The 20,515-nt window shown below is 62.4% G+C and carries 18 protein-coding genes and 1 tRNA gene; 14 read left to right on the plus strand and 5 right to left on the minus strand.

The features are described from left to right. Positions 1–84: 84 nt before the first annotated feature. From rbfA to BLV20_RS18245, 5 genes are all read left to right on the plus strand, one after another. Positions 85–480, plus strand: coding sequence for a 30S ribosome-binding factor RbfA (gene rbfA, locus BLV20_RS18225; RefSeq protein ID WP_007920881.1), 396 nt, complete (start codon positions 85–87; stop codon positions 478–480). A gap of 3 nt (positions 481–483) precedes the next feature. Continuing rightward, positions 484–1,401 (plus strand): tRNA pseudouridine(55) synthase TruB, encoded by a 918-nt coding sequence (truB, locus tag BLV20_RS18230; protein ID WP_007920884.1) that lies wholly within the window; start codon positions 484–486, stop codon positions 1,399–1,401. Between the two features lie 140 nt (positions 1,402–1,541). Beyond that, entirely contained in the window at positions 1,542–1,811 is a 270-nt protein-coding gene (gene rpsO / locus BLV20_RS18235; protein WP_009042128.1) for a 30S ribosomal protein S15, read from the plus strand. 195 nt (positions 1,812–2,006) lie between these two features. Beyond that, complete coding sequence (gene pnp / locus BLV20_RS18240) at positions 2,007–4,112, plus strand: polyribonucleotide nucleotidyltransferase (RefSeq protein ID WP_092303792.1); 2,106 nt, start codon at positions 2,007–2,009, stop codon at positions 4,110–4,112. 137 nt (positions 4,113–4,249) lie between these two features. Continuing rightward, positions 4,250–4,325: transfer RNA gene (locus tag BLV20_RS18245), tRNA-Thr, on the plus strand. A 136-nt stretch (positions 4,326–4,461) separates the two neighbouring features. On the opposite strand, the gene BLV20_RS18250 is transcribed toward BLV20_RS18245, so the two are convergent. Continuing rightward, positions 4,462–5,322: a LysR substrate-binding domain-containing protein gene (locus tag BLV20_RS18250; RefSeq protein WP_092303794.1), complete on the minus strand. Its 861-nt coding sequence runs from the start codon at positions 5,320–5,322 to the stop codon at positions 4,462–4,464. Positions 5,323–5,455: 133 nt separating this feature from the next. Here BLV20_RS18250 and BLV20_RS18255 point away from each other — a divergent pair, with 133 nt between their 5' ends. The 4 genes from BLV20_RS18255 (at position 5,456) to BLV20_RS18270 (ending at position 9,731) form a co-directional block, all read left to right on the plus strand. Then, positions 5,456–6,505: an agmatine deiminase family protein gene (locus BLV20_RS18255; protein WP_092303796.1), complete on the plus strand. Its 1,050-nt coding sequence runs from the start codon at positions 5,456–5,458 to the stop codon at positions 6,503–6,505. Positions 6,506–6,509: 4 nt separating this feature from the next. Continuing rightward, the gene (gene aguB / locus BLV20_RS18260; RefSeq protein WP_092303798.1) at positions 6,510–7,418 is read left to right on the plus strand and encodes an N-carbamoylputrescine amidase; all 909 of its coding nucleotides are present in this window, start codon (positions 6,510–6,512) and stop codon (positions 7,416–7,418) included. 2 nt (positions 7,419–7,420) lie between these two features. Beyond that, on the plus strand, positions 7,421–8,524 hold the full coding sequence (locus BLV20_RS18265; protein WP_092303800.1) for an extracellular solute-binding protein: 1,104 nt from the start codon (positions 7,421–7,423) through the stop codon (positions 8,522–8,524). Between the two features lie 82 nt (positions 8,525–8,606). After that, a complete protein-coding gene (locus BLV20_RS18270; protein WP_092303802.1) occupies positions 8,607–9,731 on the plus strand; it encodes an agmatine deiminase family protein in 1,125 nt (374 codons plus the stop codon). Positions 9,732–9,834: 103 nt separating this feature from the next. On the opposite strand, the gene BLV20_RS18275 is transcribed toward BLV20_RS18270, so the two are convergent. Beyond that, a complete protein-coding gene (locus BLV20_RS18275; protein ID WP_092303804.1) occupies positions 9,835–10,848 on the minus strand; it encodes a hypothetical protein in 1,014 nt (337 codons plus the stop codon). A gap of 338 nt (positions 10,849–11,186) precedes the next feature. On the opposite strand from BLV20_RS18275, the gene BLV20_RS18280 reads away from it, so the two are divergent. Next, the gene (locus BLV20_RS18280; protein WP_037005092.1) at positions 11,187–11,483 is read left to right on the plus strand and encodes a DUF6388 family protein; all 297 of its coding nucleotides are present in this window, start codon (positions 11,187–11,189) and stop codon (positions 11,481–11,483) included. A 58-nt stretch (positions 11,484–11,541) separates the two neighbouring features. Here the strand turns inward: BLV20_RS18280 and nadC are convergent, their stop codons facing one another. Beyond that, the gene (gene nadC, locus BLV20_RS18285) at positions 11,542–12,390 is read right to left on the minus strand and encodes a carboxylating nicotinate-nucleotide diphosphorylase (protein ID WP_092303806.1); all 849 of its coding nucleotides are present in this window, start codon (positions 12,388–12,390) and stop codon (positions 11,542–11,544) included. Between the two features lie 349 nt (positions 12,391–12,739). On the opposite strand from nadC, the gene BLV20_RS18290 reads away from it, so the two are divergent. From BLV20_RS18290 to BLV20_RS32100, 4 genes are all read left to right on the plus strand, one after another. After that, positions 12,740–14,944, plus strand: coding sequence for a DUF1631 domain-containing protein (locus tag BLV20_RS18290; protein WP_092303808.1), 2,205 nt, complete (start codon positions 12,740–12,742; stop codon positions 14,942–14,944). A 62-nt stretch (positions 14,945–15,006) separates the two neighbouring features. Next, positions 15,007–15,567, plus strand: a complete 561-nt coding sequence (ampD, locus tag BLV20_RS18295) for a 1,6-anhydro-N-acetylmuramyl-L-alanine amidase AmpD (protein ID WP_092303810.1) — start codon at positions 15,007–15,009, stop codon at positions 15,565–15,567. After that, on the plus strand, positions 15,564–16,400 hold the full coding sequence (gene ampE / locus BLV20_RS18300; protein ID WP_092303812.1) for a regulatory signaling modulator protein AmpE: 837 nt from the start codon (positions 15,564–15,566) through the stop codon (positions 16,398–16,400). Before ampD ends, ampE begins: the two co-directional genes overlap by 4 nt. Before the next feature lie 1,541 nt (positions 16,401–17,941). Further along, positions 17,942–18,646 carry a methyl-accepting chemotaxis protein gene (locus BLV20_RS32100; protein ID WP_371914327.1) on the plus strand — a complete coding sequence of 235 codons (705 nt, stop codon included), beginning with the start codon at positions 17,942–17,944 and terminating at the stop codon, positions 18,644–18,646. 1 nt (position 18,647) lies between these two features. On the opposite strand, the gene BLV20_RS18310 is transcribed toward BLV20_RS32100, so the two are convergent. Next, positions 18,648–19,436: a TatD family hydrolase gene (locus BLV20_RS18310; RefSeq protein ID WP_092303816.1), complete on the minus strand. Its 789-nt coding sequence runs from the start codon at positions 19,434–19,436 to the stop codon at positions 18,648–18,650. A 2-nt stretch (positions 19,437–19,438) separates the two neighbouring features. Beyond that, positions 19,439–20,434: a catabolite repressor/activator gene (gene cra, locus BLV20_RS18315; protein ID WP_092303818.1), complete on the minus strand. Its 996-nt coding sequence runs from the start codon at positions 20,432–20,434 to the stop codon at positions 19,439–19,441. Between the last annotated feature and the right edge of the window lie 81 nt (positions 20,435–20,515).

The raw sequence follows: 20,515 nt of genomic DNA on the forward strand, positions 1-20,515 counted from the left end.
CCCGGTCTGGCTTCTGTCAGGCCGGGCGTTTGCCGCTTTCAGACCTTGCGGGTTTCACCGCGAGGCAGCAACAGGTAACAAGACATGGCAAAAGAATACAGCCGCACCCAACGTATCGGCGACCAGATGCAGCGTGAGCTCGCTCAGCTGATCCGTCGTGAAGTCAAAGATCCGCGCGTCGGCCTGGTCACCATTACCGCCGTTGAAGTCAGCCGTGACGTCGGTCACGCCAAGATCTTCATCACCGTGATGGGCCAGGACAACGCCGACGATATCGCCCAGAGCATCAAGGTGCTGAACTCGGCCGCCGGCTTCCTGCGCATGCAACTGGCTCGCGAGATGAAATTGCGCAGCGTTCCACAGCTGCATTTCCACTACGACGAAAGCGTCGTGCGGGGTGCGCATCTGTCGGCCCTGATCGAGCGCGCCGTGGCCGAAGACAGCCAGCACGCCGCTACACCCGAAGACGCCAAGGAGTAAGCGGTGGCTCAGGTCAAGCGTATCCGTCGTAACGTCAGCGGTATCATCCTGCTCGACAAACCGCTGGGGTTCACCTCCAACGCGGCACTGCAAAAAGTCCGCTGGTTGCTCAATGCCGAAAAGGCCGGGCATACCGGTAGCCTCGACCCCCTGGCCACTGGCGTGTTGCCGTTGTGCTTTGGCGAGGCAACCAAGTTCTCGCAATACCTGCTCGATTCCGACAAGGGTTACGAAACCCTGATGCAGTTGGGCAAGACCACCACCACGGCCGATGCCGAGGGTGAAGTCCTGCAGACTCGCGAAGTGACCGTTGGTCGCGCCGATATTGAAGCGGTGCTGCCGGAATTTCGTGGGCAAATCAGTCAGATACCGCCTATGTACTCGGCCCTCAAGCGTGATGGCCAACCACTTTACAAGCTGGCCCGTGCCGGCGAAGTAGTGGAGCGCGAAGCGCGTTCTGTTACTATTGCGCGCTTGGAATTACTGGCCTTTGAAGGCGATACTGCGCGGCTGGCGGTGGACTGCAGTAAAGGCACCTATATCCGCACCCTGGTGGAAGATATCGGTGAGAAGCTGGGTTGTGGTGCTTACGTCGCGGAACTGCGTCGCACCCAGGCCGGTCCTTTCAGCCTGGCCCAGACTGTCACGCTGGAAGAGCTTGAAGCGGTACATGCCGAAGGCGGCAACGAGGCGGTCGACCGCTTCCTGATGCCATCGGACAGCGGCCTGCTGGATTGGCCGCTGCTACAGTTCTCGGAGCACAGCGCGTTCTATTGGCTCAACGGCCAGCCGGTACGGGCTCCCGATGCACCGAAGTTCGGCATGGTGCGAGTACAGGATCACAACGGTCGCTTTATCGGTATCGGTGAAGTGAGCGAAGACGGGCGCATTGCGCCGCGTCGACTGATTCGGTCGGAATGACCGGAACCAGCCTGCGTAACAGCAGGCTGGAGAGGGTGGCTGTTAACAGGCACGGTCACAGCTCATTTATAGATACAGGGATTTGTCCCTGGCCTGTTGGTGGCGTTTCTCGAAACGTTACCTTTAAAGAGGAAAGCCAAATGGCACTCAGCGTTGAAGAAAAAGCTCAAATCGTAACCGACTACCAGCAAGCTGTTGGTGACACTGGTTCGCCAGAAGTGCAAGTTGCACTGCTGACCGCCAACATCAACAAACTGCAAGGTCACTTCAAGGCCAACGGTAAAGACCACCACTCCCGTCGTGGTCTGATCCGCATGGTTAACCAGCGTCGTAAGCTGCTGGACTACCTGAAAGGCAAAGACCTGAGCCGTTACAGCGCTCTGATCGGTCGCCTGGGTCTGCGTCGCTAATCAGCGATTGCGCTAGAGGTTGGTTGTTTGCCATGCGTCAGTGGGTTTCCCGCAGGCGCATGGCAGGCTCCCAGCCTCAAGTTTTATCTGGACAGTAGTTTTATCTGGACAATCAGGCCGGGCCGATTCCCGGAATTGCCCAAGAATTTCGCAAGAAACCAGTTCCCCCAAGAGCCACAAAGAAGGTAGGACACCGTGAACCCGGTAATCAAAAAATTCCAGTTCGGTCAGTCGACCGTTACCCTCGAGACTGGCCGTATCGCCCGTCAGGCCTCCGGCGCAGTATTGGTCACCGTTGACGACGACGTCAGCGTATTGGTGACCGTGGTTGGCGCCAAGCAAGCCGATCCAGGCAAGGGTTTCTTCCCTCTGTCTGTTCACTACCAGGAAAAGACTTACGCTGCCGGTAAGATCCCTGGCGGTTTCTTCAAGCGTGAAGGCCGTCCTTCCGAGAAAGAAACCCTGACCTCGCGTCTGATCGACCGTCCGATCCGCCCTCTGTTCCCAGAAGGCTTCATGAACGAAGTGCAGGTTGTCTGCACCGTGGTGTCCACCAGCAAGAAGACTGATCCGGACATCGCTGCGATGATCGGTACCTCGGCTGCCCTGGCGATCTCCGGCATTCCTTTCGACGGCCCGATCGGCGCCGCCCGCGTTGCTTTCCACGAAAGCACCGGTTACCTGCTGAACCCGACTTACGAGCAGCTTCAGGCATCTAGTCTGGACATGGTCGTAGCCGGTACCGAAGAAGCGGTACTGATGGTTGAGTCGGAAGCCAAAGAGCTGACCGAAGACCAGATGCTGGGCGCCGTACTGTTTGCCCACGACGAATTCCAGGCCGTTATCCAGGCCGTCAAGGAGCTGGCTGCCGAAGCCGCCAAGCCAACCTGGGACTGGGCTCCTGCTCCAGAAGCTACCGCTCTGCTGGGCGCCATCCGCGCCGAGTTCGGCGAAGCGATCTCCCAGGCCTACACCATCACCGTCAAGGCCGACCGTTATGCTCGCCTGGGCGAGCTGAAAGACCAGGTCGTTGCCAAGCTGTCCGGCGAAGAAGGCCAGCCTTCCGCTGCTGACGTCAAAGCCGCTTTCGGTGAGATCGAATACCGCACCGTTCGTGAGAACATCGTCAACGGCAAGCCGCGTATCGACGGCCGCGACACCCGCACCGTACGTCCGCTGAACATCGAAGTCGGCGTTCTGCCGAAGACTCACGGTTCGGCTCTGTTCACCCGTGGCGAGACTCAGGCCCTGGTCGTCGCGACCCTGGGTACCGCCCGTGACGCACAGCTGCTGGACACCCTGGAAGGCGAGAAAAAAGACCCCTTCATGCTGCACTACAACTTCCCTCCGTTCTCGGTGGGCGAGTGTGGTCGCATGGGCGGCGCTGGTCGTCGTGAAATCGGTCACGGCCGTCTGGCCCGTCGTTCGGTTCAGGCCATGCTGCCAGCCGCCGACGTGTTCCCGTACACCATCCGCGTAGTATCGGAAATCACCGAGTCCAACGGTTCCAGCTCCATGGCTTCCGTGTGCGGCGCTTCCCTGGCGCTGATGGACGCTGGCGTGCCGATGAAGGCGCCGGTTGCCGGTATCGCCATGGGCCTGGTTAAAGAAGGCGAGAAATTCGCCGTCCTGACCGACATCCTGGGTGACGAAGACCACCTGGGCGACATGGACTTCAAGGTAGCCGGTACCGCCAAGGGCGTCACCGCGCTGCAGATGGACATCAAGATCAAAGGCATCACCGAAGAAATCATGGAGATCGCCCTGGGCCAGGCCCTGGAAGCTCGCCTGAACATCCTCGGCCAGATGAACCAGATCATTGGCCAGTCGCGTACCGAACTGTCGGCCAACGCTCCGACCATGATCGCGATGAAGATCGACACCGACAAAATCCGTGATGTCATCGGTAAAGGCGGCGCGACCATCCGTGCGATCTGCGAAGAGACCAAGGCTTCGATCGACATCGAAGACGACGGTTCGATCAAGATCTTCGGCGAAACCAAGGAAGCCGCAGAAGCCGCGCGTCAGCGCGTTCTGGGCATCACCGCGGAAGCCGAGATCGGCAAGATCTACGTCGGCAAGGTTGAACGCATCGTCGACTTCGGCGCATTCGTCAACATCCTGCCTGGCAAGGACGGTCTGGTTCACATCTCCATGCTGAGCGATGCTCGCGTCGAGAAAGTGACCGACATCCTCAAAGAAGGTCAGGAAGTGGAAGTTCTGGTACTGGACGTGGACAACCGCGGCCGTATCAAGCTGTCCATCAAAGACGTGGCAGCAGCCAAGGCTTCGGGCGTTTAACACGACCGCAGCACTGAGCTGAACAAGCAAACGCCCCGACTGGTTCGGGGCGTTTTGCTATCTGCCGCTTGTGCCTTGCTCCCTGCCGGGCGGGTGACATGGCAAAACCCCGGTCCCGGTGCTAGGTTTAGCCCAGCGCCCGTGTAGCTCAGCCGGTAGAGCAGCGCACTCGTAACGCGAAGGTCGCAGGTTCGATTCCTGTCTCGGGCACCAGTCAGCCGTTTCAAACAATCCATGAATGCCTGTCAAATACCTACAAAGCCCGCCCAGTGTGGGCTTTGTCGTTTCTGGTGTTGGTGATGTGTACCCGAGCGATTGATGGATGTCCCGGCTTCGCCAGGAAACCTGCTCAAGCCTTTCCAAGGGCCCCGGCCAGCCAGTCGCAGAAGCTGCGGGTGAGGGCGTCGCCTTCGCTGTCGCGGTGCACCAGCCAGCTCCAGTTCGGGCCGCGTACGGTCTGCTCCGCCAGCGCCACCAGCAGCCCCTGATCCCGGGCGCGGCCGGCCAGCAGTTGGCTGACCAGGGCTATCCCCAAACCTTGGCTGGCGGCGTCCAGCAACAGGCCGGGGTCGGAGAAGTTCAGCCCCTGGTTGTGTTGGCCGACATCGGCGCCGCCCTGTACCTGCCAATGGCTCCAGTCCATCTCGCGCTCGCCGTGCAGGGTGGTGCGTGCGTCCGCTGCCTGTTCCAGCAAGGCGGGATGGCAGGCCGGGTACAGGCGGTCTTCCAGCAATACGCGAAAGCTGCATTCGGCCTGGGCGCTGAGGTCGTCGCGCACGGCGATGTCGATGGTCTGGGTGGCCATATCGGGTGTTTCGTCGGTGGTCAGCAGCCAGAGATCAACCTGCGGATGAAGCCGGTGAAAGTCCGCCAGGCGCGGCACCAGCCAGTGGCGGGCAAAGGCCGGGGTGGTGTTGACCACCAGCTGGTTGGGTTTGCGGTACTGGTCCAGGCGGCGGATGCCCACGGCCAGTTGCTGCAGCAGCGACTGGGTGGTGCTGAGCAGGTCGAAGCCGGCATCGGTCAAGGCCACGCTGCGGCCGTTGCGGAAGAACAGCGGTTGTTCGAGGAAGCTTTCCAGGTTGCGAATTTGCTGGCTGATGGCCGACTGGGTGAGATGCAGCTCTTCGGCGGCCTTGTGGAAGCTGCCCAGGCGGGCGGCGGCTTCGAAGCCGCGCAGGGCATTCAGGGGTGGCCAGTGTTTAAGCATGATCGATAAGCCCGGCTAATCAGAACTCGACAAAATCTATCGTTTGTTCGGTCTTTTTTACAGGCCTAGCATACAAGTCATGGCCGCGGTCGCGGTTTTCATTGATAACAAAATCTTAACTTAAGGCACTTGTATGCAATTCAACGATGCGCAGAACGGCTGGTTCATGCCCGCCGAATGGGTACAGCACACCGCCACCTGGATGGCTTTTCCCCATAACCAGGCCCTGTGGGAAAACAGCTGGGGCGTGACCCTGGCCGATGTGCAGGTCGACTTTGCCCGTGTGGCCAACGCTATCGCCCGTTTCGAACCGGTAAAGATGGTGGTTGACCCCTGCGCAGTGGCGCGAGCCCGTGAGTTGTGTGGAGCGAATGTCGAGCTGGTCGAGCTGGCGATCAACGACAGCTGGTGCCGCGACTCCGGTCCGAGTTTCGTCTGCCATCCGCGTCTGGGCACGGCTGGAGTCAACTGGCACTTCAACGCCTGGGGCGGCAAGTCGGCTTGCGACCTGGACCAAAGCCTGGCGCGGCGCATCCTCGACAACCTCGGCCTGCAATGCTTCGACACATTGCTGACCAACGAAGGCGGCGCGATTCATGTGGACGGGCAGGGCACCCTGATCACCACCGAATCGGTACTGCTCAACGACAACCGCAACCCCGGCATGAGCAAGGCCGAGATGGAGGAGATCTTCGCGCGCCTGCTGGGCGTGAAGAAAACCATCTGGCTGCCCGGCGATCCCGACTACGTGACCGGCGACATGACCGATGGCCACGTCGACGGCGTCTGCGCCTTCGCCCGGCCCGGTGTGCTGCTGGTGGACGCGACCCGGGATTCATCTTCGGTGTACGCCGAGGTCGTGCGCGAGAACCGCCGCGCCCTGGAACTGGCCACCGATGCCCAGGGACGCCGCTTCGAAATGCTCGAACTCTTCGAAGCCAGCGATGCCGTGGATCAGGAGGCCGAGGTGTTCTGCGCCTCCTACACCAATTTCTACATCGCCAATGGCGCGATCATCATGCCGGCCTACGGTATCGCAGCCGATGACGAGGCCGCGGCGACCCTGCGCTTGGCTTTCCCCGGGCGTGAGGTGGTGCCGGTACGGATCAACCAGCTGGCCCACGGCGGCGGTGGCGTGCATTGCATCACCCAGCAGCAACCGGCCTGGCCGCTGAAGGGGTAATGCCATGACTCATCTGACCGTCGCCGCCACCCAGTTCGCCTGCAGCTGGAATCTGGAGGACAACCTCGACCAGGCCGAGCAACTGGTGCGGGAAGCCGCCGCCAAGGGCGCGCAATTGATCCTCCTGCAGGAGCTGTTCGCCACCCCGTACTTCTGCATCGAGCAGGACCACAAGCACCTGGCCCTGGCGCAGGAATATGGCAAAAGCGCCGTACTCCGGCGCTTCGCCGACCTCGCCCGGGAATTGGGCGTGGTGCTGCCGCTGAGCTGGTTCGAGCGTGCCGGCAATGCCTTCTTCAATTCGCTGGCGGTGGCCGATGCCGACGGCCGTCTGCTAGGCGTCTACCGCAAGACCCACATCCCCAACGCCATCGGCTACCAGGAGAAGGAGTACTTCAGCCCCGGCGATACCGGCTTCCGCGTCTGGGATACCGCTTTCGGCCGCATAGGCGTGGGCATCTGCTGGGACCAGTGGTTCCCCGAGACCGCCCGCTGCCTGGCCTTGATGGGTGCCGAGGTGCTGCTCTATCCCACGGCCATCGGCTCCGAGCCGGGCGCCGCCGGGCTGGACTCGCGCGACCACTGGCAACTGACCCAGCGTGGCCACGCGGCCGCCAACATCCTGCCGGTGATAGCGGCCAACCGTGTCGGGCAAGAGACGGCAACCACCGATCCGCAGTTGCGGATGAGGTTCTACGGCTCGTCCTTCATCACTGATCACAAGGGCAAGCTGCTGGCCGAGGCTGACCGTGACACTACGGGCGTGCTGGTACAGCGGCTGGATCTTGCGGCCATGGCTGAGGAGCGCCTGAGCTGGGGCATCTACCGGGATCGCCGCCCGGAAGTGTATGGCCCGCTGCTGGGCCTGGACGGTTGCCGAACCCACGAATACTGGTCGCGCCCGGGAGCCTGAAGATGAACCTCATCAAGAAACTGTCGGTGCTTGTGTTGGGCCTTGGCCTGGGTTGTTCGCAGCTCAGCGTCCAGGCCGAGGACAAGGTCCTGCGCCTGTACAACTGGGCGGACTACTTCGCCCCACAGACCCTGGCTGCCTTCACTCGCGAGACCGGTATCCAGGTTATCTACGACGTGATGGACAGCAGTGAGACGCTGGAAGCCAAGATGATGTCCGGCCACAGTGGTTATGACCTGATCTTTCCCGGCGACACCGTGGCCGAACGCCTGATGCGCGCCGGTGCCCTGCAGAAGCTCGACCAGGGCAAGCTCGAGCACCTGGATGACATCGAGCCCGGCTTGCGCACGTTGCAGGCCCGGTATCCATACTCGCGGAATGCCACCGTGCCCTACACTTGGGGCACCATCGGCCTGACCTGGAACCAGGCGATGATCGACAAGCGTCTGAATAATGCGCCAGTGAACGGCCTGGATATGATCTTCAAGCCCGAGGTCGCGGCGAAGTTCGCCGACTGCGGTATCTCCATGATCGACTCGCCCGACGAAGTGCTGGCCGTGGTGCTTAACTACTTGGGCCACGACCCGCGCAGCAGCAAGCCGGACGAGCTGGCCGAGGCGGTGGCGCTGCTCAAGGGCATCAAGCCGTACATTCGCAAGTTCCAGTCGCAGCCGGTGACCCAGCTGGTCAATGGCGACATCTGCCTGTCCCTCGGCTACAGCGGCGACATGACCCAGGCCCAACGTACCTCCGACGAGATCGGCAAGGGGACACGCTTCCAATACCGTATTCCGCGGGAGGGCACCACGGTGTGGATGGACACCATGGCCATCCCGGCCGATGCCCGCCACCCGGAATACGCCTATGCGCTGATCAACTTCATCATGCGCCCGCAAAACATGGCGGCGATCAGCAACGCCACCGGCTATCCCACCTCCAGCGCCAAGGCCAGGCCGATGGTGGCGGCCGACATGCGCAATAATCCGGATATCTATGTGGACGAGGCCACCTATGGGCAGCTGATCCCCGGCAAGGACATTGCGCAGCGCGACATGCGGGCGCGAATGCGCGCCTGGACCACCTTCAAGACCAGCCTTCACGACTGAAGCCAGCAACCGCCAGAGCAGAGCGGGCACCCGGTAGCCGGGTGGCCACGCCCTTCGAGATTCACTCAACAGAGAACACCTCATGTCTACACGTCGTGACTTCATCAAGCAGCTGATGGCGGCCAGCGGAGTCGGTGCCGCCGCGTCCCTTGGCCTCGGCTTCGGCGCCCCGCGCATTGCCGCCGCCCCGGCCGGCAACTGGTACATGCCCGACGAGCACGGCCCGCAGGAGCGGGTGATCCTGGCCTTCGGCGCGTCGTCCCGGGTCTGGGAGGACTGGGCGGGCGCGGTGAACGACACCATCGCCCTGCTGGCCAGGACTATCGCCAAGTATCAACCGGTGACCGTGCTGTGCCGCGCCAACCAGCTGTCATTGGCCAAGAGCAAGTGTGGCACCAGCAATATCGACTTCCTGACCTTGTCGCTGGACGACGTCTGGGTGCGCGACTACGGCGGCTGCTTCGTGGTCGACGGCGCGGGCGGTCTGGGCCTGGTGGATTTCAACTTCAACGGCTGGGGCGACAAGCAGACTTCGGCCAGCGACACCCGCGTGGCCGATACCCTGAGCGAGGAGATGGAGGCCGACTACGTTCGTAGCGCGCTAGTGGGCGAGGGTGGCGGCATCGAGGTGGATGGGCATGGCACCGCGATCATCACCGAGAGTTGCTGGATCAACGACAACCGCAACCCGGGCCTGGGTAAGGCGCAGATCGAAGCCGAGCTGAAGGCCAACCTCGGCCTGCGCAAGATCATCTGGTTGCCGGGTATCAAGGACAAGGACATCACCGATGCCCATGTCGATTTTTATGCGCGCTTCGTCAAGCCCGGCGTGGTCATCGCCAACCTGGACAATGACCCCGAGTCCTACGACTACGCCGTGACGCGCAGGCACCTGGAAATCCTCAATGCCGCCACCGACGCCGATGGCCGCAAGCTGGTGGTCCACAGCCTGCCGCCGCCGACCAGGATACGCAGCAACCTGTATACCCGCGACAACCCGGATTTCGCGCCGGGTTACATCAACTTCCTGCCGATCAACGGCGCGGTGATCGCTCCGCAGTTTGGTGACGCGACGGCGGACCAGCACTGCAAGGACCTGCTGGCCAGGCTTTATCCGGGGCGGGTGGTGGAACAGGTCAATATCGATCCGATCGCCGCGGGTGGCGGCGGCATTCATTGCGTGAGCAAGCATCTGCCACGGGTGTGAGATGGCTTTGGGGGCGTAAGACCTGGGGAGCGGATCTGGCTCGATCCTTCATGCACAACAAAGCCCGCATCGAGCGGGCTTTGTCGTGTTTACTGGCTTTGAATCACTTCACCTTGCTTCTCAGGTCCTCGAGGCTGCGTTTGAGTTGGTCCAGGTTCTGGCCCTGATTGCTGACCTCGCTCTTGAGGCTGGACAGCTCGCTGGAGCTTGAACTGGAACTTGAGCTGCTGCCGCGCTTGAGGTCGTCGATCTGCCGTTCCAGCTTGTCCAGGGTACCGGCTTGATTGCTGACGGTGCTCTTTAGGCTGGACAGCTCGCTGGAACTCGAGCTGGAGCTTGAGTTGCTGCCGCGCTTGAGGTCATCGATCTGACTGGCCAGCTTATCCAGGGTGCTGGTTTGATTGCTGACGGTGCTCTTGAGGCTGGACAGCTCGCTGGAACTCGAACTGGAGCTTGAGCTGCTGCCGCGCTTGAGCTCCTCGATCTGCTTGCCGAGCTTGTCCAGTTCACTGGCCTGGCTACCGACCGTGCTCTTGAGGCTGGTCAGTTCGCTGGAGTTCGAGCTGGAGCTTGAACTGCTGCCGCGCTTGAGCTCCTCGATCTGTTTGCCAAACTTGTCCAGTTCGCTGGCCTGGTCGCTGGTCACGCGCTTGAGGTTGTTCACTTCGCTGGCGTTGGAACTTGAGCTTGTGCCGTTGTTGCGCTTGAAGTCTTCAAGCTGGCTTTCCAGTTTTTTCAGCTGGCTGGCCTGTTCGCTGGTGGTTTTCTTGAGGTTGCTCACCTCGCTGGCAGTGGAGTTGGAGCTGCTGCCGGTGTTGCGTTTGAGCTCTTCGATCAGGCGCGCCTGGCTGTTGACCAGGTCCTTGAGCTTTTCCAGCTCGGCGCTGCTGCTCTTGAGGCCATCCTGCAGCTTTTGCAGGTCGTCCACGGTGAAGCCGCTGGGGCGGACGGTGTACTTGAGGTCTACTTCCTGGTGCAGGGCCGAGATCCTGTCCGAGTACGAGGCGGTATTGGAGTTGAACTCGACGGCTTGGGCGGAGAGTGACAGGCTGCTGAGGATCAGGGTGGAGAGACTGGTGGCGAGGAAGGCGGACGAACGCTGAGTGCGGCTGAACATCACTGGGTTTCCTTGTGAAGTGCCGATATGGCACATCGCTATGACTGCGTTCTTGCCTTCTTGTTCCAGGGGCAAGAAGGCGGCTCGGGGAGAGGAATGTAACAACGTATTTTTGGTGAAAGTGCCTTGAGCGAACGGACAGGTTTTTTGTCGGTGCGCTGTAAGGATTCGTATGCATCCGCAGACAAAGGTCCTATATTCGCAGCCTGTCTGAATGGTTTTCAGATGATCCCGAATGGTTCACGGCCAGATAAATCGGCTTTTACAGCGTTTTTTTGCGGCAAAGAGATCCCAACGATCCAGATCCATCTTCCATTCCCATGATCAGAGAGAACGAGATGATTCCTAAAGAAGCCAGAATTGACGTAGCCCTGGAAAAGTACCTGGCTGCCACGCCTTCCTTGCAGGAAGAGATCAGCGCCCTGAGCCCGCAGGAGCAAAAGCAGCAGGCCCAGTGGGCGTTCGAGGACGAAGCCGAGTCGCGCGGCATCGAGCCGTGGGAGCTTGTGCTGGAATTGATCGCCGAGTCGCCCGAGGAGCTCAAGGCCATGCGCCTGGAGGTTCACCAGGAAGTCGCCGAGGCCCTGGGCATGGACCTTCAGGACTACCTGGAGCTCAACGAAATCGACGATTGATGCAAAAACGCCAGCCTTTCACAGGCTGGCGTTTTGCTTTGCGGCGTTGCGTAAAGCCTCAGAGGCTCAAGCGCATCGACAGGTCGACCGCCTTCACATCCTTGGTCATTGCGCCGATCGAAATGTAATCGACACCGGTCTCGGCGATCGGGCGCAAGGTGCTTTCATTGATCCCGCCGCTGGCTTCCAGCCTGGCCTTGCCGGCATTCAGGCGAACCGCTTCGCGCATGTCGTCCAGGCTCAGCTCGTCGAGCATGATGATGTCCGCGCCCGCCGCCAGGGCCTCCTTGAGTTCTTCCAGGCTTTCCACTTCGACTTCCACCGGCTTGCCCGGAGCGATCTTGTGGGCGGCGCTGATCGCCTGGGCGATGCCGCCGCACGCGGCAATATGGTTTTCCTTGATCAGGAAGGCGTCGTACAGGCCGATGCGGTGGTTATGGCAGCCACCGCAGGTCACCGCGTACTTCTGCGCCAGGCGCAGCCCCGGCAGGGTCTTGCGGGTATCCAGCAGCTTGACCTGGGTATCAGCGACGAAGTCGGCGTAATACTGCGCGCGGGTGGCCACGCCGGATAGCAACTGCAGGAAGTTCAGGGCGCAGCGTTCGCCGCTGAGCAGCGAGCGGGCGGGGCCTTCGAGGTGGAACAGGATCTGGTTGGGGCTGACGCGCTCGCCGTCGCGCACCTGCCAATGCACGGCAACCCGCGGGTCGAGCTGGCGGAACACCGCGTCGACCCAGGCCGTGCCACTGATGACCGCGGCTTCGCGGGTGATGATAGTGGCTTTGGCCAGGCGTTCGGCCGGGATCAATTGCGCGGTGATATCGCCGCTGCCGATGTCTTCCAGCAACGCACGGCGCACGTTGGCTTCGATTTCGGCGGTCAGGTCGGCGAGGCGTAGATTCGGCATAACGGGCTCCACAAACAAAGTGGCCCGATTATAGGGCCATGGCGCAAGCGAACCCAAGGCGGCCACTCTCCAGTCCCTGCATTTGGTCGCCTGGCATGAGCCTTTGGTGAAACAGCGCGGTCGCTGGATAAGGGCTGTTTCAACGCCCGAGCAGAGTCTGCTGGCACAAGAAGGGGCTTTTGCCAGATAATCCGACTTCTAATTGACGTCATAGCTTTGACGTCGCTGGCTCCCCCCGATACTTGAAAATGCAGTGGCGCGTCATCAATGCCCGCTGGGATTCGACTGTGAGCGTCGTCGCGTCATGACCTGCATGGCGCGGCAAAGAAATACCTTTCAGGAGGCTTGGATGCACAACGACGGGAATGTAGTGCCTTTGCACAAGGCGGCTACGGATCAGGCGAACGCTTCGCCGCTCGCCCGCCTGCCTGTAATTCTGCTTCAGGTTCGTGACAAGGCCGCCCAGCAACTGCGCCATGGCCTGCAGGAACTGTTCGATAACGCCGACGACACCTTGTTCGAGATGGCCGACCGGGCCCAGAACAATGTCGACCAGAACACCTTTTTCGAAGCCATGCGCGACCTGCGCCTGAAACGCAAAAGCATCGAACGCGGCTTCCTGGAAAAACTCTGCGAGGCCTTTGTCGGCCTGGCCCAGTACGACCCCGCGCCGGCGATCGCTCAGGCCGTCGCCTACGTCCCACCCGCCGATACCTGCCAGGATGACCTGGAGCGCACCGTGGCCCTCGAAGCCATGGTCACCAAGGCCGGCAACCGTGACGGTTTTGCCCTTGGCCAGCTCACCGCGCGGCTGAGCGCACTGCTGGGCAAGCGCCTGGACGACCGCAGCAACCCGTTGGGCCCGGCCATGCTCTGCGAGTATTTCCTCGAGGCCGGGCGCAGCCTGGGGGTGGGGATCAAGGTCAAGCTGATCGTTCTCAAGCTGTTCGAGCGTTATGTGCTCAGCGAGGCCGACCAGCTGTACGCCGAAGCCAATCAGCTATTGGCCGCCACTGGCGTATTGCCCGATCTGAAGCCGGCACCGGCCCGCCGGGCCATCGACCAGGCGGCCGCGAACATCCAGGCCACGCCCGAGCCCGGCGTGGCGCAGATGGACGAAAGCGTTCAGGAAGTGTTCGCCGCCTTGCAGGAGCTGTTGCTGCATGTCCGTGGCAGTGTGGTGCCCACCCTGGAGGCGAGTGCCGAAACCCAGCCCATTTCAACCCGTGACCTGCTGCGCCTGCTGTCTCACCTGCAGCACTACGTGCCGGCCAGCACCCAGGAGGATTTCGACCTGCGCAACCAGCTGGAACAGCTGCTGACGCGGGTCAGCGTGAAAAGCGGCAAGTCGCGGGTGGTCGGGGTGGCCGACGAGGATGTGATCAACCTGGTGGCCATGCTCTTCGAATTCATCCTGGCCGACCGCAACCTGCCGGAATCCTTGAAGACCCTGATCGGCCGTTTGCAAATCCCCATGCTCAAGGTCGCGGTGCTGGACAAAAGCTTCTTCAGCCGCAGCAGCCATCCCGCCCGGCGCCTGCTCAACGAGATCGCGGCGGCGGCCATGGGCTGGGGCAGTTGCGACGACTATCAGCGCGACAGCCTGTACCTGCGCATCGAACAGGTGGTGCAGCGGTTGTTGAGCGATTTCGTCGACGACCCGGCGATCTTTTCCGAGCTGCTCGCCGAGTTTCTCGCCTTCACCAGCGACGAGCGGCGCCGCAGCGAGCTGCTGGAGCAGCGCACCCGCGACGCCGAAGAGGGCCGGGCCAAGGCCGAGCTGGCGCGCCGTCGCGTCGAGCAGGCGTTGAACGACGGGCTGCTGGGCAAGGTCCTGCCGCTGACGGTGGTCGAGTTCGTGCAACAGGCCTGGAGCAAGGTCCTGCTGCTGGCCTGCCTCAAGCATGGCGAGCACTCCAGCGAATGGCGCGAGGGGCTGCGGACCATGGAACAACTGATCTGGAGCGTGCAGCGCCACACCGATCCGCAAGCGGCCATGCAACTGCTGGCGCTGGTGCCCGACCTGCTCAAGGCGCTGCGCGACGGTTTGAACGGCGCGGCGTTCGATCCATTCGCCACCAGCGAATTCTTCAGCCAGCTGGAAGCCTTGCACCTGCAAGTATTCGAGCGTTTCGGGCAAGGCCCCGGGCAGCCTCGGCCGGGCTTGGCGGGCGAGCAGCCGGCGATGGTCGCGGTCGAGGAGGAAATCATCCTGCCCAGCGCCGAAGAGGGCCCGCTGCAAGCGGCACCCCTGGCGCTGGCGGCCAACCATCCCGGGTTGCTGCGGGTCGAGCAGCTGCGGCAGGGGGCCTGGGTCGAATTCCTCGAGGACGAAGACAACAGCGTGCGCTGCAAGCTGGCGGCCATTGTCCAGCCCGGCGACAAGTACATTTTCGTCAACCGCACCGGCATGAAGGTCCTGGAGCGCACCCGGGTCGGCCTGGCCCTGGAGTTTCAGCGCGGCGCCGTGCGCGAGCTGGACGACACCTTGCTGTTCGACCGGGCGCTGGAATCGGTGATCGGCAGTTTGCAGCGACTCAATCGCGGCAAGTGATCGCAACCTGGGCGTGGAACGCGGCATACTGAGCCGTCACAGGCTTTGTTGAAGGAATCGGTATGCAGTTGGACCCCGCAAGCGGCTGGTGTCACGGCGTTCGCCATTGCCCGTCACCCAATTTCAATGCGCGCCCCGCGGATGAAATCTCCCTGCTGGTGATCCACAACATCAGCCTGCCGCCGGCGCAGTTCGCAACGGGCAAAGTGCAGGAATTCTTCCAGAACCGTCTCGATGTCACAGAGCATCCTTATTTTGCCGGGATCGCCGACCTGCGCGTGTCCGCGCATTTCCTGATCGAACGTGACGGAACCGTCACTCAGTTTGTCTCCTGTCTGGACCGCGCCTGGCATGCCGGCGTGTCAAAGTTCGACGGGCGCGAAAGCTGCAATGACTTTTCCCTGGGGATCGAGCTGGAGGGCACCGATGAGCTGCCGTTCACCGATGCCCAGTATGACGCGCTGATTGCCTTGACCCGGCAGTTGCAGCAGGCCTTCAAGGCCATCACGCCACAGAGGATTTGTGGGCACAGCGATATCGCTCCGGGGCGCAAGACCGACCCGGGGCCCGGATTCGACTGGGTACGCTATCGCGCGGCCCTGAACGAAGGGGAAGGACAATGAGTTTTCTGGTGTTGTTGCTGGCGGTATGGATCGAGAAATTCTCGGCCTTGCGCCAGCGCGTTCAGCATGACGAGCCGTGGCTGCACCAACTGTTCCGGCGCGAGGCCAGCCCACGCCTGGCCAAGCATCCCTGGTGGGTGCTGGGCCTGCTGATACTGCTGCCGGTAGCGGTCTTGGGTTTGCTGTTGCTGCTTCTGGAACCGCTGGCCTATGGCCTGCTGGCATTGCCGGTGCATCTGCTGGTGGTGATCTACAGCCTGGGGCGCGGCGACCTGCTGGGCGGCCTCGGGCCGTTTCGCGATGCCTGGCGCCGTGAAGACCTGCAAGCCGCGGCGCATGTCGCCAAGCGCGACCTGGACATCTGTGCCGACAACGGCGAGCAATTGCTCGAGCAGGTCCAGGGGCATCTGCTGTGGCAGGCCTACCAGAGCTTTTTCGCGGTGATCTTCTGGTACTTCCTGCTGGGGCCGGTGGCGGCGCTGAGTTATCGCCTGCTGGCGCTGGCCGCCGAGCACAGCAAGAACCCGGCGGTCGCCGAGCGCGCCGGGCAGTTGCGGCATGCCTTCGACTGGTTGCCGGTACGCCTGTTGGCGGCCAGCTTCGCCCTGGTCGGCAACTTCGTCGCGGTCAGCCGGGTGATGCTCCACGAGCTGCTGAACTGGAACATCAGTGCCGCGCAACTGGTGGAAAAAGTCGGCCTGGTCGCCGCGGAAATCCCCGCGCCGATCACCGGGCCGGACGGCATTCTCAGCCTGGACCGGATCTGGGAGTTGCTGCTGCGGGCCGCGGTGCTCTGGTATGCCGGTTTCGCCCTGTGGACGGTGCTGCCCTGACGGCACCCGAACACTGCCGCGAATAAGCGCTGGCGAGCCTTCCTGGCTTCGCCGGCGTAGTGAACGCCTTCCTTCTGTCCGCCATCCGCGCGGTTAACCTTAAGTTACAAACCCTTTTGCCGATTTGAGCTATACAGAAGCAGCGCCGGAATAGTGGCTATCTGCTTTCTTCGCGTACCTGCCAATAAAAATAAAAGCAAAAAGGGAGACCTCTTGTGAAGAGCTTGCTCTATCCCGCCATTGCCCTGATGAACCGCCTGAGCTTCGGCATGAAGTTCAGCTTGATCAGCGTGCTGTTTTTCCTGCCGATGCTGGTCACCAATTTTTATCTGGTGCGCGATTCCTACCGTGAATTCCAAGGGACCCAGGTCGAGCTGCAAAGCCTGAACCTGCTGGGCAGCAGCCTGACCTTGCGCCGGGACCTGGAAACCCTGAACAACATGGTGCAGATCAACGCGACGTTGGGGCAGTCCGGCAAGGCCGGGGATATCGAGAGCAAGATTGTCGCCCTGGAAAAGTCCGTGCTCGAACGCCTGCAAGGGTTGGTCGCCGTCACCGTGGACCCGGAGCAGATCGGGGTGTTCGACGGCAAGCGCGACGAAATGATTGCCGCCTTCAAGGCGCAGCAGGCGGAAAGCTCGCTGCAAAGCAAAAGTGCGCTGATCGGCAAGCTGCTGGGCAGCGCGCAGATTTTCAGCCAGATCATCGCCAGCCAATCCGGCCTGAGCCGTGACACCCAGAGCGATGTACGGCAGTTGAGCGAACTGCTCACCAGCGTCACCCCGCAGGTCACGCAGATTCTCGGCGAAGGGCGGGCGATGGGCGCCTATTCCCTGGGCCAGGGTTTTCTCAATTCGTCGGCCAGCACCCGTTTCGACGAGCTGCTGGTGCAGATCGAGAAACTCCAGGCCGAATACGGCCTCAAGCTGCAGGATGCCCTGGGCTCGAGCAAGGCTGCCCAGGGTGCGCTTGACGCCCTGGCCAGTGCCAGCAAGGGCAGCCTCAAGCAAGCCAGCGAGATGTTCGAAGAGCAGGTGGTGATGGCCGAGACCCTGGATGCGCCGTGGCAGGGCTTTTATGACCAGGTCAGCGGGCTGATGGCGCAGACCTACCAGCTCAACGAGGCGACCCTGGAGTTTCTCGGTGAAGAGCTGCAACAGCGGCTGGGGCAGAACCGTACGCACATGGTGCTGCTGGTGGTGGCGCTGGCGACGGTGTTTGTGCTGATTTTCTATCTCTACGGCGCGTTCTACGTCTCGACCCGCACCACCCTCAAGCGCCTGGGGGCGATGATGGACAAGGTGGCGGCCGGCGACATGACCGTCACCTTCAATGCCCAGAGCCGCGACGAACTGGGGGAGCTGGGCACGGTATTCAACGGCACTGTGGCGAAGATCCACGACCTGATCGAACTGGTGGGCAAGACCGTGGGCGAGGTCGAGCGCCAGGCCGGGCAGGTGGAAGCCGTGTCGGCCCAGAGCAACCAGGCGGTGGCCGGGCAGCGCAGCCAGATCGAGCAGGTGGCGACGGCGATGAACCAGATGTCCGCCACTTCCCAGGAAGTCGCGCGCAGCGCCGCGGCGGCCGTCAGCAGCGCCCACAGCGTCAACGACGAGACGATAAGCGGGCGCGGGCTGGTGGAGTCCCAGCAAGGCAGCATCGCCCAACTGGCTAGCGAGATCGACCAATCGGTGCTGGTGATCAATCAGCTGGCCAGCGATAGCCAGGCCATCAGCCGGGTGCTGGAAGTCATCAAGAGCATCGCCGAACAGACCAACCTGCTGGCGCTCAACGCCGCCATCGAAGCGGCCCGTGCCGGCGAGCAGGGGCGCGGCTTCGCGGTGGTGGCCGACGAAGTGCGGACCCTGGCCAAGCGCACCCAGCAATCGACCGAGGAAATCGAGCAGATGATCGTCAAGCTCCACGGTGGCGTGGGCGCGGCGGTCAAGGCCATGGGCGTCAGCCACGCGATGGCCAATGGCACGGTCGGGCAGTCGGAGAAAGTCCAGCAGGCGCTGGAGAACATCCTCGGGGCGGTGGGCATGATCGTCGACCAGAACCAGCAGATCGCCGCGGCGGTGGAACAGCAGACCGCGGTGGCCCACGACATCGATCAGAACATCGTCGAGATCAACCGCGCCGGCGAGCGCACCGCCGAAGGCGCGTACCAGACCGAAAACGCCAGCCGCCAGTTGTCCGCGCAGGTGGTGCAGTTGAAGCAGTTGATCAGCGCCTTCCGGGTCTGATTCAGGCGCGTTGCGGCCAGCCGAACAACTCGCAGGCATTGGCCGTGCTGGCCGCGGCCAGTTGTTCGGGGCTGATGGCCATGAGCTCGGCCAGGGCCGCGCAGATATCGGGCAGGTGCTGCGGGCTGTTGCGCTGGCCGGGGTACATGGCGGGCGCCATGTCCGGCGAGTCGGTTTCCAGCACCACCGCGTCCAGCGGCAAGCCGGCGATGACCTTGCGCAGGCGCAGCGCCTGCGGCCAGGTCGCCGCACCGCCCAGGCCCAGCTTGAACCCCAGCTTGAGGTATTCGCGGGCCTCCTCGCGGCTGCCGGCGAAGGCATGGATGATGCCGGCTCGCTTGAGCTTGAAGCGCTTGAGGGTGGCAATCACCGCGGCATGGCTGCGCCGCACGTGGAGCAGCGCCGGCAGCTGAAAGTCCGCGGCCAGTTGCAGTTGCGCTTCGAACAGCTGCTGCTGGCGCTGGCGGTCCAGCTGTTCGATAAAATAATCCAGGCCGATTTCACCCACCGCGCACAGCTGCGGATGGCCCGCCAGGCGGCTCAGCCAGTCGCCCAGCTCGAGCAGATCGGCCGGCTGGTGCTCGTCGAGATAAACCGGGTGCAGGCCGAAAGCGGCATACAGCTGCGCATCGCTTTGCACCAGCTCCCAGAGCCGCTGCCAATTGCGCTGATAAACCCCCAGCACCACCATCCTTCGCACGCCCAGGCTGCGGCTGGTGGCCAGCACTGCCTGACGATCGGCGTCGAAATCCGGAAAATCCAGATGGGTGTGGCTGTCGATCAGCTCCACGTTCACGCCTCGTGAATGCGCTGCTTGAAGGTCCGGGCGATGGCGTTCACGCCGGGCTGGTAATGGGCTTCCTCAATGGCGGCCAGGGCCAGTTGCAGGGCCTTGTCGGCAATCAGCTGGTGCTGCTGGGCCATGGCATTGACCGGCAGCGGCAAAAAGTCCAGCAGCTGGGTATCGCCGAAGGTGCCCAGGCGCAGCGGCCGCGACTTGAGCGGGAAGTCGTGCAGCGCGTCGAACACCCCTTGCAGCAGCACATAGGAAGTGGTCACCAGGGCATCCGGCAGATGGCCCAGGCGCTCGAGCAACGCTTCCATCAGTTGGCGACCGCAGTCGCGGCTGAAGGCTTCACCTTGTTCGATCAGCACCTGGCCGTCGAAACCTTCCAGCGCCTGCTTGAAGCCGGCGGCGCGTTCGCGGCTGATGCCCAGCTCGGGGCGGGCGCCGATCAGGGCGATTTGCCGCGGCTGGGGCTGCAGCAGGCTGCGGGTCAATTGCAGGCTGGCTTGTTGATCGTCGCTGATCACCGAGCAGAAAAACTCCGGCTCCATCACCCGGTCGATGGCGATGATCGGCAGGCCGTGGGCCTGCAACAGGCGATAGGTGTCATCTTCGGGCGGTAGGCAACTGGCGACGAACAGCGCATCGCAGCGGCGTGCGCGGAACAGTTGCAGCAATTGCCGCTCGCTGTCCGGGGCGTCGTCGGAGCTGGCGATCAGTAGCTGGTAGCCATGGGCGCGCGCGCCTTGTTCCAGCAACTTGGCGATGCGCGCGTAGCTGGGGTTTTCCAGGTCCGGCAGGATGAAACCCAGGGTCCGGGTACGCCGGCTGCGCAGCCCGGCGGCCTGAGGGTTGGGCGTGAAGCCATGTTCCTCGACCACCGCCCGGACTCGTTCGACGGTCGCGTTGCTGATGCGTTGCTGTTCGGCCTTGCCGTTGATGACGTAGCTGGCGGTGGTGACGGACACACCGGCCAGTCTGGCGATATCACTGAGTTTCAACCCGGGTTTTCCTTGTTTTCTGGAGCTTGCCCCGACATTTTCGCCAATCCTAACCGATATAGGCAGGCGACCAATGTCGCA

The organism is Pseudomonas sp. NFIX28 (assembly GCF_900107395.1).
Lineage (GTDB): Bacteria > Pseudomonadota > Gammaproteobacteria > Pseudomonadales > Pseudomonadaceae > Aquipseudomonas.

Bases quoted from the DNA above. Each gene is read 5' to 3' on its own strand.
- rbfA (WP_007920881.1), top strand. From the start codon at position 85: ATGGCAAAAGAATACAGCCGCACCCAACGTATCGGCGACCAGATGCAG.
- rpsO (WP_009042128.1), top strand. From the start codon at position 1,542: ATGGCACTCAGCGTTGAAGAAAAAGCTCAAATCGTAACCGACTACCAG.
- BLV20_RS18250 (WP_092303794.1), bottom strand. From the start codon at position 5,322: ATGCTTAAACACTGGCCACCCCTGAATGCCCTGCGCGGCTTCGAAGCC.
- BLV20_RS18255 (WP_092303796.1), top strand. From the start codon at position 5,456: ATGCAATTCAACGATGCGCAGAACGGCTGGTTCATGCCCGCCGAATGG.
- aguB (WP_092303798.1), top strand. From the start codon at position 6,510: ATGACTCATCTGACCGTCGCCGCCACCCAGTTCGCCTGCAGCTGGAAT.
- BLV20_RS18265 (WP_092303800.1), top strand. From the start codon at position 7,421: ATGAACCTCATCAAGAAACTGTCGGTGCTTGTGTTGGGCCTTGGCCTG.
- BLV20_RS18270 (WP_092303802.1), top strand. From the start codon at position 8,607: ATGTCTACACGTCGTGACTTCATCAAGCAGCTGATGGCGGCCAGCGGA.
- BLV20_RS18275 (WP_092303804.1), bottom strand. From the start codon at position 10,848: ATGTTCAGCCGCACTCAGCGTTCGTCCGCCTTCCTCGCCACCAGTCTC.
- BLV20_RS18280 (WP_037005092.1), top strand. From the start codon at position 11,187: ATGATTCCTAAAGAAGCCAGAATTGACGTAGCCCTGGAAAAGTACCTG.
- nadC (WP_092303806.1), bottom strand. From the start codon at position 12,390: ATGCCGAATCTACGCCTCGCCGACCTGACCGCCGAAATCGAAGCCAAC.
- BLV20_RS18290 (WP_092303808.1), top strand. From the start codon at position 12,740: ATGCACAACGACGGGAATGTAGTGCCTTTGCACAAGGCGGCTACGGAT.
- ampD (WP_092303810.1), top strand. From the start codon at position 15,007: ATGCAGTTGGACCCCGCAAGCGGCTGGTGTCACGGCGTTCGCCATTGC.
- ampE (WP_092303812.1), top strand. From the start codon at position 15,564: ATGAGTTTTCTGGTGTTGTTGCTGGCGGTATGGATCGAGAAATTCTCG.
- BLV20_RS32100 (WP_371914327.1), top strand. From the start codon at position 17,942: ATGTCCGCCACTTCCCAGGAAGTCGCGCGCAGCGCCGCGGCGGCCGTC.